The organism is Cloacibacterium rupense (genome assembly GCF_014645495.1).
GTDB classification, from domain to species: Bacteria; Bacteroidota; Bacteroidia; order Flavobacteriales; family Weeksellaceae; genus Cloacibacterium; species Cloacibacterium rupense.
The window spans coordinates 748,410-762,748 of sequence record NZ_BMLV01000001.1 but is presented as its reverse complement, the minus strand read 5'-3'; the positions used below and the strand labels follow the sequence as shown (position 1 = coordinate 762,748).

Annotated in this window: 10 protein-coding genes; 5 read left to right on the top strand and 5 right to left on the bottom strand. The window is 31.6% G+C overall.

What is annotated here, in order from left to right:
* Position 1 precedes the first annotated feature (1 nt).
* A complete protein-coding gene (locus IEW40_RS03335; protein WP_188616661.1) occupies positions 2-1,534 on the top strand; it encodes a TSUP family transporter in 1,533 nt (510 codons plus the stop codon).
* 46 nt (positions 1,535-1,580) lie between these two features.
* On the opposite strand, the gene IEW40_RS03330 is transcribed toward IEW40_RS03335, so the two are convergent.
* The 4 genes from IEW40_RS03330 to IEW40_RS03315 all read right to left on the bottom strand — a co-directional run bounded on the left by IEW40_RS03330 (position 1,581) and on the right by IEW40_RS03315 (position 5,986).
* Positions 1,581-2,243 carry a GDSL-type esterase/lipase family protein gene (locus IEW40_RS03330; RefSeq protein ID WP_188616660.1) on the bottom strand — a complete coding sequence of 221 codons (663 nt, stop codon included), beginning with the start codon at positions 2,241-2,243 and terminating at the stop codon, positions 1,581-1,583.
* A gap of 64 nt (positions 2,244-2,307) precedes the next feature.
* A complete protein-coding gene (locus tag IEW40_RS03325) occupies positions 2,308-3,678 on the bottom strand; it encodes an aminotransferase class V-fold PLP-dependent enzyme (protein ID WP_188616659.1) in 1,371 nt (456 codons plus the stop codon).
* Between the two features lie 71 nt (positions 3,679-3,749).
* Positions 3,750-4,718 (bottom strand): tetratricopeptide repeat protein, encoded by a 969-nt coding sequence (locus tag IEW40_RS03320; protein WP_188616658.1) that lies wholly within the window; start codon positions 4,716-4,718, stop codon positions 3,750-3,752.
* A gap of 104 nt (positions 4,719-4,822) precedes the next feature.
* The gene (locus tag IEW40_RS03315) at positions 4,823-5,986 is read right to left on the bottom strand and encodes an iron-containing alcohol dehydrogenase (protein WP_188616657.1); all 1,164 of its coding nucleotides are present in this window, start codon (positions 5,984-5,986) and stop codon (positions 4,823-4,825) included.
* Positions 5,987-6,110: 124 nt separating this feature from the next.
* Here IEW40_RS03315 and IEW40_RS03310 point away from each other — a divergent pair, with 124 nt between their 5' ends.
* The gene (locus IEW40_RS03310; protein ID WP_188616656.1) at positions 6,111-8,657 is read left to right on the top strand and encodes a phosphoenolpyruvate carboxylase; all 2,547 of its coding nucleotides are present in this window, start codon (positions 6,111-6,113) and stop codon (positions 8,655-8,657) included.
* A gap of 435 nt (positions 8,658-9,092) precedes the next feature.
* Positions 9,093-10,811 (top strand): tetratricopeptide repeat protein, encoded by a 1,719-nt coding sequence (locus tag IEW40_RS03305; RefSeq protein ID WP_188616655.1) that lies wholly within the window; start codon positions 9,093-9,095, stop codon positions 10,809-10,811.
* A 2-nt stretch (positions 10,812-10,813) separates the two neighbouring features.
* Here the strand turns inward: IEW40_RS03305 and IEW40_RS03300 are convergent, their stop codons facing one another.
* Positions 10,814-12,412: a S8/S53 family peptidase gene (locus tag IEW40_RS03300; RefSeq protein WP_188616654.1), complete on the bottom strand. Its 1,599-nt coding sequence runs from the start codon at positions 12,410-12,412 to the stop codon at positions 10,814-10,816.
* A 169-nt stretch (positions 12,413-12,581) separates the two neighbouring features.
* Between IEW40_RS03300 and IEW40_RS03295 the strand changes: the two genes are divergently transcribed.
* Both IEW40_RS03295 and IEW40_RS14130 read left to right on the top strand, forming a co-directional pair.
* Positions 12,582-13,706 carry a DegT/DnrJ/EryC1/StrS family aminotransferase gene (locus IEW40_RS03295; RefSeq protein ID WP_188616653.1) on the top strand — a complete coding sequence of 375 codons (1,125 nt, stop codon included), beginning with the start codon at positions 12,582-12,584 and terminating at the stop codon, positions 13,704-13,706.
* Positions 13,707-13,736: 30 nt separating this feature from the next.
* Positions 13,737-14,339, top strand: a 603-nt coding sequence (locus tag IEW40_RS14130; protein ID WP_229663358.1) for an SDR family NAD(P)-dependent oxidoreductase, incomplete at its 3' end; no start/stop codon positions are given.

Here is a 14,339-nt window from a genome sequence, read left to right as displayed (position 1 = left end):
AATGAGCAGCAATACATTATTCCCTATATTTCTAAAAACAGAACAAGCCCACTTCTTGATTGTAGGAGGTGGGAATATAGGTCTAGAAAAAACAGAGACACTCCTCAATCAAAATCCTGAGGTGAAAATTACCATAGTTTCTCCAGAATTTTTAGATGAAGTTAGAGATATATCTGTCCAAAATTCTAATGTTACTTTGAAGGAGAAACTCTTTGATGAAACAGATTTAGAGGGTGTAGATTTTGTAATTGCAGCAACCAATATCAAAGAAGTAAATGCTGAAATTAAAAAATTGGCGAATGCGAGAAAAATTTTGGTAAATGCCGCAGACCAACCAGATTTGTGCGATTTTTATTTAGGCTCTATTGTTAACAAAGGAAATCTAAAAATTGCCATTTCTACGAATGGAAAATCACCAACCATTGCCAAAAGATTAAAAGAAACGTTAGAGCATTCTTTGCCAGACCAATTAGATTACTTGATTTTAAATATGAATAAATTGAGAAATCAATTGTCTGGAGATTTTAAAACTAAAGTAAAAATTCTAAATAAAGTCACTGAAAATCTTTCAACTCATCCAGAGGATTTTGATAAATATATTTCGGATATTTCTCAGTTCGAAAAGTCTATTTTGGTGGTAAAAAGGGCCAGAAGAATAGTAAACAATACACTCTTGATTATGGGTGGTTTGTTGGTTTTGGTTTCAGGCTTTTTTATGATAAAATATTTTAATCTTTGGTCAGATATTTCATTATTGCTGAATAAAGATAACAACCGTTTTCTTTGGATGATGTTTACAGGTTTTGTGGCAGAAGTAGTGGCCGGTTCTGTCGGGATGGGCTATGGAGTAATCTGTACTACGATATTATTGAGTTTTGGAATAGCGCCTCACATTGTAACGGCTAGTATACATTCTGCAGAATCTTTTACTTCTTTGGCAGGAAGCATCAGTCATTACAAACTGAAAAATGTCAATAAAAATATGGTGAAAAAACTCGTAATTCCTGCTATTTTAGGTGTGGTAATAGGAGTTGCAGCTATTTCTTTTTTGGGTGAAGGCTATGCAAAATATGTAAAACCGATAATATCACTTTATACCTTATATTTAGGATTCAAGATTTTTCAAAATTCAGTGTTAAAGAAAGCCAATGTAAAATACCCTAAAAAGAAAGCAAACTTCAAAGTGCTAGGTGTTTTTGGTGGCTTTATAGATTCCTTTACTGGAGGCGGTTGGGGACCTTTTGTTACAGGTACATTAATCAAAAATGGTTATACCCCAAGATATGTAGTTGGAAGCTCTACCGTAGCAAAATTTATTCTTACTGTAGCAAGTGCTGTAGCTTTTATCTACACTATAGGCATCCATCATTGGAATATCGTATTAGGTTTATTGATTGGAGGAATCATAACCGCACCATTTTCTGCAAGACTTACTTCTAAAGTAGCGCCAAAATATATGTTTATTGCGGTCGGGGTTTTAGTAATGGCTCTTAGTATTTTCAGTATTGTAAAAACGATATTAAGTTTTTTTTGATAGAATTTTAACAAAAAACGGCTCCAAAATTTTGAAGCCGTTTTTTTTATTTCAAATAAGGATACATTACCTTCGTCCAAAGTTGATAGCCTTCGGGTTTCATATGCAGCATATCTTCTAAGAAAATATCTTTTCTTACATTGCCGTTTTCATCATTCATTACCTTGGTAATATCTATGTAATTTGCATTTTTTTTGAATCGTAAAAAGCATTTTATTTTCTGATTCACTTTCTTCATTATGGGCCAATATTGTTCTCTACTTGGCGAATATTTAATGGAGACATAAGAAATATTGGCATTAGGATATTTAGTTCTTACCGTATTGTAAAACTGTTTGAATCTGCTGAGAACTTCTTTTGCAGAAGGTTTGTCTGTGTGTACAACGTCATTTTCTCCACAGTAAATGACCACTTGTTTTGGTTGATAAGGATTGAGTAAATCTTCGGCGTAATAGTTGAGATTCACCAATCTAGAACCTCCGAAAGCTCTATTTATGATGGTTTTATCAGGAAAATAATCGTTTACATCTTTCCACATGGTAAAAGAAGAACTTCCTAGAAATAAAACAGCATTTTTTGGTGGAGTTTTCTCCTCATTCAGTTTTTTGAAATGTTGTACATCATCATAAAAATCGGGTTTCTGCTGAGCAAAAATTCCCACGAAACAAAACGCTAAAATCAGCGTAAAAAACTTGAATAAATTTTTCATTAAAAATAATTTAGCTTCAGCAATCAATTCATTGCCGAAAATTCTTACCAAATTTAGGGAATCTTTATTGGTTGAGAAGGGTTTCTAAGAAGTTAATGAGTTGATTAATATCATTTTGATTGGTAGCAATTCCTACGGAAATTCTAGTGGCACCACGCATTTTTCCTAGAAATTTAATCATATCTTTATAATCGCCTTCTTGATGAGAAGAGTAGTAGGTTGCTAATTCGTTGTCTGTTAGGCAGTTGTTTGTTTCGTCTATTCCAGGATTGCAAAAACAACCAGAACGAAGAGAAATATTAAATTGATTGGCTTGCTCTTCTATTTGTTCAAATTCATAGCGAATTCCGTCTTTATTGTAAAAAGCTAAAATGATGGTTCCACCAACGTTTTGATGATTTTTTGGGCCAAAAATTTGAACTAAGTTTTGTCCGCTATCATGTTTTAAGTTTTCTAATCTTTCGAAAACGTACTTTCGAAGAGAAGCTACTCTTTCATTAATTCTTTCGATGCCGATATTTTCGATATAATCTAGCCCAATTTTAATAGCAGGAATATCTAAATAATTAAGCGTTCCGTCTTCGAATCTTTCGTGATTATTAATCAAAAAATGCTGAATAGTATTCACCGAAACTAGACTTACCGTTCCACCTGCAAACCATGGTTTTCTTAGCTTTTTGAATTTTTCTTTATTCACCAAAAGACAACCAATACCAGTAGGATATCCGAAGATTTTGTAAAATGACACCGAAACAAAATCAGGTTTTATTTCCTTTAAATCTAATCGATTGGTAGGTACAAATGCTGCGGCATCTAGCAAAACATCCCAACCTAAATCTTGTGCTTTTTTAATCCAATCTAAATCGTGTTTTACGCCAGAAACATTAGATTGGGCTGGGAAAGCAAGAAGTTTATTATCATATTCGGAAGCGTCTTCTAATTGTTCTTTTAAGAAATTTTCGTCTATAGTTAAATCTTGATAATAAATAGGAGCGTAGGTTACTTTGCCACCTTTTGATAAGCAAAACTGACGAATTCCGTTCACCGAATTATGATTGTCTGCCAAAAGCAAAAAATGAGATTTTTCTGAAAAAGGATAGCTTTCCCCTACAATTTTTAAAGCTCCAGAAGCATTTTGAGTGAAAATACAGAAATAATCTTCTGCATTAAAAAAATCGATGACTTTTTGGCGGGCTTCTTCCACCAATTTGGTTGCCAATTGCGAAGTAGGATTGGTAGAATGAGGATTTCCAAGGATATTATTAATGAGTAAATCCTGATGTTCCATAATTTGAGATTTAGCATACAGATTTCCTCCGGTGTAGTCTAAGTAAACTTGTTTATTGTTATCCAGACGTTTGTATTCTACATTTCTAAGGATTTCGAAAAAATCTTGATGTGCTAAAACTGTTTTGTTCTCAGTTATTGTACTCATTTTTACTTTTTTTCAAAAATAAAAAAAAATCACAGAATTTTCTGTGATTTTGTGAAACTTATATTTTACGGTTATTTTTTTTCATCAAAATTGATATTGTTTTGATTCAAAATCTTGTGGAAGGTTTCTAATTTATTTTGTTCTTTCATTATTTTGTAAATACTCTGGATAATAGATTCAGCATCTGATCTATACGGAGAATTTATTTTCACATATTTATTATAAGCTTTTGCGATAAAGTCTAAGGATTTTTCATAATCTTTGATGTACTGAAAATAGACTTGTCCAATTCCATATTCTATTTCTGGGTCATCAAAATAGACATTTTTCATTTCTTGGTAAGCATCAATCGCTTTTTGATATTCTTTTTTGTAGATATAAATGATTGGTATATTCTGAAGAGGCATTTTCCCTGTAGGATCAATTTTTAAAGAAGTTTGGTATGCATCCAAAGCTTTGTCATAATTTCCTAATTTTCTGTAACAAATGCCCAGGTTATCCCAAGCAAATGGAAAATAGTAGTCTTGTTCTATTGCCTTTTTAAATTGTACAATAGCAACTTCATAATTTTTGTTTTTGTATTCTGTGATGCCATCGTTGTAGAATTGTATTGCTTTAGAATCGGTGGAAATAGATTTATGAGATTTCTTTTCATTAGTGTCTATTTTATCATTCATAGAAGTACAATGATCTCTCAAATAATTTTCAATTTCATAATAATATTGCTTATACTCATTAGAATTTTCATTCATTTGAATATTGATATTTATTTTTTTTACACCTTTTTCAGATTCTTTTTGTGCGTCTATAAGTTTTAATCCAGTTTGATAGGCTGTTACTTCTTTTTTGATGCATTGGCTTATTTCTTCAGATATTTTTGCGTGAGATTTGTCTGTAATTATGATAGAATCTATACACTTACACGTTTCTTCAGCTACCGATTTTAATAAATTTTTTTTTTCAGGGAATTCAATATTTTTTTCTTGAGAAAAAGTAGTGATTGAAAGTAAAATGAATGTTGCAAAAAGAATTTTTTTCATAGTATTAGTTTTGATTTGTGTAAATGTATAAAAATTTTGATTTAAAAATAAAAATCGGTCTCAAAATGTTTTGAAACCGATTAATATCATATTGAAAGTAAGCATTAATATGCCATTTCTACAATTTTCTTAGCATCTTCAGGTTTTACAATTCCTCTTTCACCTAGAGCTAACCATTTTCTATCAAGGAAAGTTTTTTCTACCAATTCGGCAGTCCCTTCATAATTTTCGGTGTAGTCTGATAGTTTGGTGGCAATTCCTAAGCTTTGGAAGAATTTTTCTAAATATTCTATTCCTTTGTTGGCTTTTTCTTCTAGAGAACCTTCGGTTACATTCCAAACTCTTTCTGCGTATTGTGCTAGTTTTTCTTTTTTAGCCTCAAAATTGTATCGGTAATGGCTAGGTGCAATCACTGCCAAAGTTCTAGCGTGGTCTATGCCAAATTGAGCAGTTAGTTCGTGCCCCATCATATGAACTGCCCAGTCAGAAGTTACTCCTTTTTGAATTAAACCATTAAGAGCCATCGTACAACTCCACATAAAGTTAGCTGCTGCATCATAATCAAACTCATCTTCCATCATTTTCGGAGCTATTTCTTGTAAAGTTTGTAAGATGCTTTCCGCAAATCTGTCTTGTAATGTTGCCGAAGTTTTCACAGTCATATATTGCTCCAAAACGTGTGTGTATGCATCTGTAATTCCGTTGGCAATTTGTTTTTTAGGAATAGAACGAATAACTTCTGGGTCTAAAACTGAAAAAACAGGGAAAAGCCCAGGACCGCCCATGGCTAATTTTTGTTTGGTAGCTCTTCTAGAAATTACAGAACCAGAATTCATTTCAGAACCAGTAGCAGGTAAAGTAAGTACAGAAGCGAAAGGAAGTCCTTTTCCTTCCTCGGTTCTTATTCCTTTTTGTAAAATATCCCAAGGTTCACCTTCGTATTTAGCGGCAGCCGAAAGAAATTTTACGCCATCTATTACAGAACCACCACCTACAGCCAGCATATAAGTAATGTTTTTTTCTTTAATAATTTTTAAAGCTTCCATTAAAACTTCATATTCTGGATTGGCAGGAATTCCACCGAATTCTTCCCATTCATAACCTTCTAGTGCAGATTTTACTTGGTCATAGACACCATTAGATTTTATGCTTCCACCACCATAGAGTACCAATATCTTTTCTGTTTTCGGAATTTCTCTAGAGATTTTTGCAATCTCACCTTTACCGAAAATAATTTTTGTAGGATTTTTAAATTCAAAGTTTAACATATTCTTAAAATTTTTCTTCAAAATTACGAATTAGAAAATGATAAAAATTAAAATTTCATATAAAGTTAACATAGAAATATTCAATAATATACTTAATTTTAAGAGTTTTTCCTAAATTTGTTATATGATAAATGAAGCCCGATTAGAAAAATTCCGACAGGTTGTAGAGACTAAGTTCCAGATTTACAATAGTCTATTTATGAGTCTTCCGTATGATAAAATGACCAATATTGGTATGTTGCTCCCGTTTTTGTATGAGGAAAGCAGGGATGGTTATGAGGAAGGGAAATCTCCAGAAGAAATAGTGGAAGAGTTTTTTAAGAAACACACAGAACTAGAAACCGAAGACCAAAAGCTAGAACTTTTATTCAAGATAATACAATACATCGAAAGGCAAGTAGTGCTTTTTGATAGTATAGAAGATGCCGCTTTTTCTCAGTTACACTCAGAGAGTGATGCTGGTACCGTAATGCAGCTCCACGAAAGAGCGATACAAGAGCATCAATTTTCTAAAGTTCAAGCGAAATTAGAAGATTTTGGGATTAAGGTGGTTTTTACGGCGCACCCTACCCAATTTTACCCCAATTCTGTACAGCGAATTTTACACGATTTGCGTGCGGCTATTCTCAAAGATGATATTTCTGAGATAGATTTACTGCTTCAGCAATTAGGTAAAACTCCTTTTGTAAATAAGGAAAGGCCGACTCCATTAGATGAAGCACTAAGTATTATTTATTATCTGAGAAATGTATATTATGATGCTTTCGGAGAATTGTATAAAAAACTGAAAGAGTCTTTTTCTGCCAATAATTTTGAAATTCATCAAGATGTAATTCAGTTAGGTTTTTGGCCGGGTGGTGATAGAGACGGCAATCCTTTTGTAACGGCAGATGTTACCCTGAAAGTAGCAGAAGAACTGAGAGTTTCTATTCTTAAAAACTATTACAATCATCTGAAAAGTTTGAGGAGAAGATTGAGTTTCAGGGGAGTTTCAGAGGTATTAGAAAAGCTGAGCAATGAACTTTACGAAAACATTTTTGGGAAAGAAAAATCTATTACCGCAAGTCATATTTTATCTTATTTACATGATGCGCAACAGATTTTAGAATCTCAACACAATGGTCTTTTTAAAAATTTATTAGAAGATTATAGAGATCGTATAAAGATTTTTGGGACACATTTTGCTACTTTAGACATCAGACAAGATAGTAGAATTCACCAGAAAGTAATAGATGAAATTGTTGAAAAATATGCCAATAGGGACATTTCTTCATTGAAAAATTCTGAAAAAGTAGAAGTTTTAATGAATGAAAATATTATTGCAAATCCAGATGATTTCGAAGATGAAATAACCAGAGAAACCCTAAAAAGTGTAGTTAATGTAAAGAAAATTCAACAAAGCAACGGAGAAAGAGGAATGCACAGATACATTATTTCAAACTCTGACACCGTAGAAGATGTAATGAATGTTTTTGCACTTTTCAAAGTATGCGGTTATCAAGACGAGGAAATTAATGTAGATATAGTGCCTCTTTTCGAGACGATGGAAGGTTTGGCTGATGCTGAAGAAGTCATGAGAAATCTTTATAATGACCCTATTTATCAAAAACATTTGGCGAAGAGAAATCAATGGCAAACCATTATGTTAGGCTTTTCAGACGGAACTAAAGATGGGGGGTACCTAAAAGCAAACTGGGAAATTTATAGTACCAAAGAAAAATTGACTAAAGTTTCGGAAGAAAATGAAGTGAAGGTTATTTTCTTTGATGGTAGAGGTGGTCCACCAGCTAGAGGTGGCGGAAAAACTCACCAGTTTTACGCTTCGCAAGGAAAAACGATTGCAAATAATAAAATAGAATTGACAATTCAAGGGCAAACAATTACCTCTGTTTTTGGGAATAAAGACCAAGCAAAATATAATTTTGAACAATTATTAACGGCAGGAATTGAAAATGAAGTTTTCAAAAATCATAAAAAAGATATTACAGATGATGAACGAAAACTCATAGAAGAATTGGCTAAAAATAGTTACGCAAAATATTCTGCACTGAAACAGCACCCGCTTTTTGTACCTTATTTACAAGAAATAAGCACGCTTCAATATTACGGAAAAACCAATATTGGTAGTAGACCTAGCAAACGTGGTGCAGGTAATGAATTGAAATTTGAAGACCTTAGAGCCATTCCGTTTGTAGGAAGTTGGAGTCAATTGAAGCAAAACGTTCCAGGTTTCTTTGGTTTCGGTACATCAATAGCAAAACTGAAATCAGAAGGTAGAATAGAGGAAGTGAAAGACTTATTTAGAAATTCTGATTTCTTTAAAACATTAGTGCTCAATTCTATGATGGCCATGAATAAGTCTTATTTCCCGTTGACTTATTACATGAAAAACCATCCTAAATTTGGTGAATTTTGGCAAATTCTGTTTAACGAATATAATCTGTCTAAAGAAATGATGTTTGAAATAACGGGTTTCAAAACCTTGATGGAAGAAGAACCTGTAGGAAGAAAATCAGTAAAAATTAGAGAAAAAATAGTTTTGCCATTGCTCAGCATACAACAATATGCTTTAATAAAACTTCAAAAAGACGAAGGAAAACGAGAAGCACTAGAAAAATTAGTGACCAGGTCACTATTCGGTAATATTAATGCCAGTAGAAATTCAGCGTAAAAAAGGAGAAGCAATTTTGCTTCTCTTTTTTATTGAACTGCATCTTATTCACTAGACTTATTGTTTATAATAGTAGGTTTTTTTAGCTGAATTCTAGTTTTTTTTAATGAAAAAGTATTAATTGCATTGTAGTTAACTGTTTGTAAATTAGGTATTTGCGTTTTTATTGATGTTAATTAATGATGCGCGTCTTGAAAACTTATATTTATTAAGTTGATATGTACTAATTTTGTTTTAATAATGAATTATAAAAAACGTTCAGGCTTATCATTCATTTCATTTTAAAGTTCAATGATTTTAATTCTTTTATTTCATTTTGCTTTAGATAATCTATTAAAACAAAACTGTTATTGAAATTCTCTAGCTATTGCAGCTGGAGATTTTTTTATTGTAAATTAAATTCATTATTTTTATCAATATTTTAGATATAAATAAATGCCAAACAGAATATTTTTATTTTTAGTCTTCCTTTCGAATGTATTATATGCCGATTTACCTCATGAGTATTTCATTGAGCTAAACTTAAAACTGAGTAAAGCGATTAACCATAAAAATGTAATAAATGAAATTAGAAAGGAAGAGTTTCAAAAGTTTAAAAATACAGGAAATGAAGATTATCTTTTGGCTTTTAAATATGCTTCTTTGTATTTCTATGATTTAAAAAAAAATGGGGTTCAATTCTTTATCACATCTAATGAAGTTTTAAAACTTAATAATGGCAAATACCCAATAATCACTACAGAAGCTAATAATTCTATTGCTAATTATCTAGAAGGCTTTTCTTCCGAAATTAGTCTTAAGTACATCAATGAAGCTATTGCAAATGAACTTCAATACAATAAAAAAAGTAATTTAATTCCTCATTTGTACCATCTTAAAGGGAAATTGTATTTTAATCTAAAAGAGTATAATCAAGCGCTATATTTCTTCAGGTTAGCTTTGAGTCATTACAAGTCATCAGATTATTTGTACATATCATCTATGCATAATAATTTCGGATTGGTATTCGCAAAGCAAAAACAATACAAAAAAAGTATTGAAGAATTTGAAAAATCACTTTCTTATTTGCCCAAAATTCAAAATATTACTGAGGAAGTTTTAGATTTTAAATATTTGGTTTATAGTAATTTAGGCGAGGTTTATTATGATTTGTCTGATAGAAAAAATACATTGTATAACTGGGGGAAAGTGTTAGATTATCTAAAGTTAAATCCCCAAAAAGTAAATGAAAGATCTGCGCTTATTTTTAATTTGTATCATTGTTACTCTAATCAATCATTGTTACGCGAAAGAGATGATTTAATCATATTTTTAAAAAAAGTATATGAAAGTAACATAGAGCATAATGACGAATTTAAGAAAGTATTTGCGTCAATTTTATTAGATTATTCGTTTAAAATGGGTAATGTTAGCGATGCAGAATTTTACGCTCAAAAACTAAACGACCTCAATGAAAAAAATGCCCATTTGAAAAAGGAGCAATTTGCAGAAATTTCTAATTTGCTTAATAAAAATATCATTGAAAATGTAAATCAAAAGTTTGATTATCAAGTAGAAAGGCAGAATAGAAAAATATTTTGGATGAGTTTCACTTTTTTCTTGATTATCGTAATTTTTGTAGCTACTTATATTTTATTATACAACAAAAGAAAGAAGGATAAGCAACTCTTCGTAAGTAAAAATCTAATCAGTGAACAACAAAAAAAACTGATGGAGCAAGATTTGTTAATAAAAAATGAGAAGATAAAAAATCTGCATCTCAATCTTAATTTGAAACAAGAAACCGAAAAAGTTTTTCTAGACAAAATAAAAAAAGTAAGAAAATCTGATGCTGAAAATGCAGAACAAGTTCTTAGAGAACTTTATTTTGATATGAACAACCTAATAGGAATTGATAAAAAAAGTATAGGTTTTTCTGATGAAAGTTCTGCAGAAAATAAACAGTTTATCAAACTACTATCAGATAAATATCCTTTTTTAAATGAGCAGGAGCTTCAATTTTGTGTTTATTTTAGATTAGACCTTAGTGCCAAAGAAATATCAGTTTTAGAAAAAATAACAGATGGAAGTGTACGGGTTTATAAAAGTAAAATAAAATCAAAACTTGGACTGAAAAAAGATGAAAGCCTGATAGAATTCCTTAAAAGCATTTGATTCTATTCTTTTATAATTTTTTTAATCACTTGGCTGTTTTCAATGTTGATTTTTAGATAATAAATTCCTTTCGGGAGAGAATCTAGACTGATTTTTTTATAGTTAGAATTAATATTTTTAATAAGCTGTCCTAAAGTATTGTAAATAGATATACCAGTTATTTTTTTAGTGGTTTCTATATTAATTTCGCTTTGAGCGGGAATTGGGAAAACATTTACAGTTTTTTCTAAAATACTCTCTGAGGTGGCTAAAAGAGAATTGAGTGTATTTCCGAAATTCAATACTCCGTAGCCTCTTTGGTTATCATAACTAGGGTATAATGATGCAGTTTGTCTTAATTTATTTTTGATGTTTTCTCTATTGGTAGAGTTAGGAAGAGCTTGCAAAAGACATGCAACTCCTCCTGCAGAAAGTGGAGTAGAATAGGAAGTCCCATTTCCAGAATAGGAAGAATTATTATAAGTGTAATAGGTAGCCGTTCCTCTGGCTGTAGCATCTGGTTTTACAGTGCCAATTGCATTGGGGCCAAAAGAGCTAAATGCTGAAGCATTACCATTGCTGTCTACTGCTCCAATACTAAAAACTTTTGGGCTATCTGCAGGGGTTGTAAGATATTGCCAAGTTTTGTTTCCTTCGTTTCCGTTGGCTATTAATACTATGATTCCTTTATCTGAGGCTATTCCTGCTGCTCTTGCAATAAATGATTTTTGACCCGTCATGTCACTATATTGATAATCATATCTAGAATCATCAAAAGTGTTATATCCCAAAGAGGTAGAAATAATATCTACACCTTGTCTATCAGCTTCTTCAGCAGCTTCTATCCAATACATTTCTTCTTCTGGAATTTCTACAGATGCATTTTCTGTTGCGTAAAGATAAAATTCTGCATCAGGAGCAGCACCTACAAAATTACCATCGATATAACCTCCGATAATTCCCAAGCAATTGGTCCCATGTGAATTGAGACTTGTATTGTAAATGTCTATAGATTTATTGATGAAGTTGTATCCTCCTTTTATTTGATTGTTATTTCTAATTCTAGCAAAAGCAGAGCCAGTATTTACCGTAGGAAAACCAGTATCTATAACTGCTATGCTAATGCCTGCACCAGTGAAACCAATTACATGTAAACTTCTAAGATTAATTTGATTGATTTGGTCCAAAGAATTTCCATAATTAAAATCTGTAGCAGAATTTTGAAATTTTTCTATTTTAGAAATTCTATTTTGTCTTGTAGTTGTAGCGTTTTTCACAAAACTTTCTACTTTTAAGACATATGGTTCAGATTGCAATAGAGCAATTTGTGTAGCTGTAGCATTTACTGCAACGCCATTTAACCATTTCGATTGGTCTGTTACAGTAAAACCTAGGTTTTCTATATTTTGTATATAAGATGTTTCTATCGGGGCATCTTGTTCGGTAATTGGAATATTTAAATTGGCTCTTCTGGTAATAGATTTTTGAGACAATTCTGTGCTAGGATTAGCAATAAATATTGATGCATTGGGCTTATCTTTGAAATAGACAAAAACCAATTCTGTTTGAGAGAATGTAAATAAACTGCAGTATAGTAGTAAAAAAGATAAATAATTTTTCATATTTTTAAATATCGTATTCAGATTTTAAAACAATCATTAATAATACAAAAATATAATATTTTTATCCAATCTGATTTTTTTTTCTCTTATCTATCATCAATGTTGATATTTAAGCTTAATCTTGTTTCGTAGAAACCTATAAAATCATTAATTTTACAAAAAATTTCTCATGAGAAAAATCCAAATGGTTGACTTGCAAAGTCAGTATCAAAAAATAAAAAATGAAGTAGATGAAAAGGTACTAAATGTAATGCAAAGTGCAATGTTCATCAATGGTCCAGAGGTTCAGAATTTCCAAAAAGAATTAGAAGAGTATTTAGGTGTAAAACACGTAATTCCGTGTGCTAATGGAACAGACGCTCTTCAAATAGCTTTAATGGCGCTACAATTAGAACCAGGTGATGAGGTAATTACCGCAGATTTCACATTTGCTGCTACGGTAGAAGTTATCCATTTATTAAGGTTAAAATCAGTTTTGGTAGATGTAGATTATGATACTTTTAATATTGATATTGAAAAATTAAAAGCAGCAATCACCCCAAAAACTAAAGCGATTATTCCTGTTCATTTGTTCGGTCAATGTGCCAATATGGAAGCGGTTTTAGAAGTCGCAAAAGAACATAATTTGTACGTAATTGAAGATAATTGTCAAGGGATTGGTGCAGATTTTACTTTTTCTGATGGAACGGTACAAAAATCTGGAACAATGGGAACCATTGGTACTACGAGTTTCTTCCCTTCAAAAAATCTAGGTTGTTATGGTGATGGTGGTGCCATTTTTACCAATGATGACGATTTGGCTTACAAAATGCGTGGAATTGTAAATCATGGAATGTACAAAAGATATTATCATGATGAAGTAGGAGTAAATTCTAGATTAGACAGTGTACAAGCTGCAGTTCTAAGAGTGAAACTTCCGCTTTTAGACACTTATAACACTGCTAGAAGAAGCGCTGCAGATTATTACGACAAAGCTTTTGCCAATCATCCTCATATCTTAACACCAAAAAGAGCAGAAAATTCTACTCACGTTTTCCATCAATATACTCTCAGGATTTTAAATGGAAAACGCAATGAATTACAGGCATTTTTAGCTGAAAAAGAAATTCCAGCGATGATTTATTATCCTGTGGCATTGAGAAAGCAAAAAGCGTATTACCAAGAATCAAATGATGCAGATTTTGTGAATACAGATAAATTGCTAGATCAAGTAATTTCTTTACCAATGCACACAGAATTAGATGAAGAACAATTGAAATACATTACAGATTCTGTATTAGAGTTTATGAAATAACTCTGAACTAGAAATTCGAAACAATTTAACATGACAATACTCGTAACAGGCGGATTAGGATATATTGGTTCTCACACGGTTGTAGAACTGCTCCAAAATAATTTTGAAGTAGTTATCATCGATGATTTATCAAACACCGAAAAATTTATCCTCAAAAATATTGAAGAAATAACGGGCAAGAAACCTATTTTTTATCCTTTTGATTTAAAAAGAAAGGAGCTTTTAAAACAAGTTTTTGATGCTCACCAAATCGAAGGTTGCATTCACTTTGCAGCTTATAAAGCGGTAGGAGAATCTCAAGAAAAACCAGTAGATTATTACGAAAACAATCTGTTTTCACTCATCAATCTTTTGCAAGAAATGAAAGAAAGAAATATTTCTAATTTCATTTTCAGTTCTAGTTGTACCGTTTACGGACAAGCCGATACCATGCCAATAGATGAAGAAACAGCCCTGAAGTTACCTGAATCTTCTTACGGAAAAACCAAACAAATGGGCGAAGAAATTCTGAAGGATTTCGCAACTGCTCATCATAAAAAAATCACTTTATTGAGGTATTTTAATCCAATTGGAGCTCATCCATCTGCAAAATTAGGAGAACTACCTATCGGAATTCCGAATAATTTGGTTCCA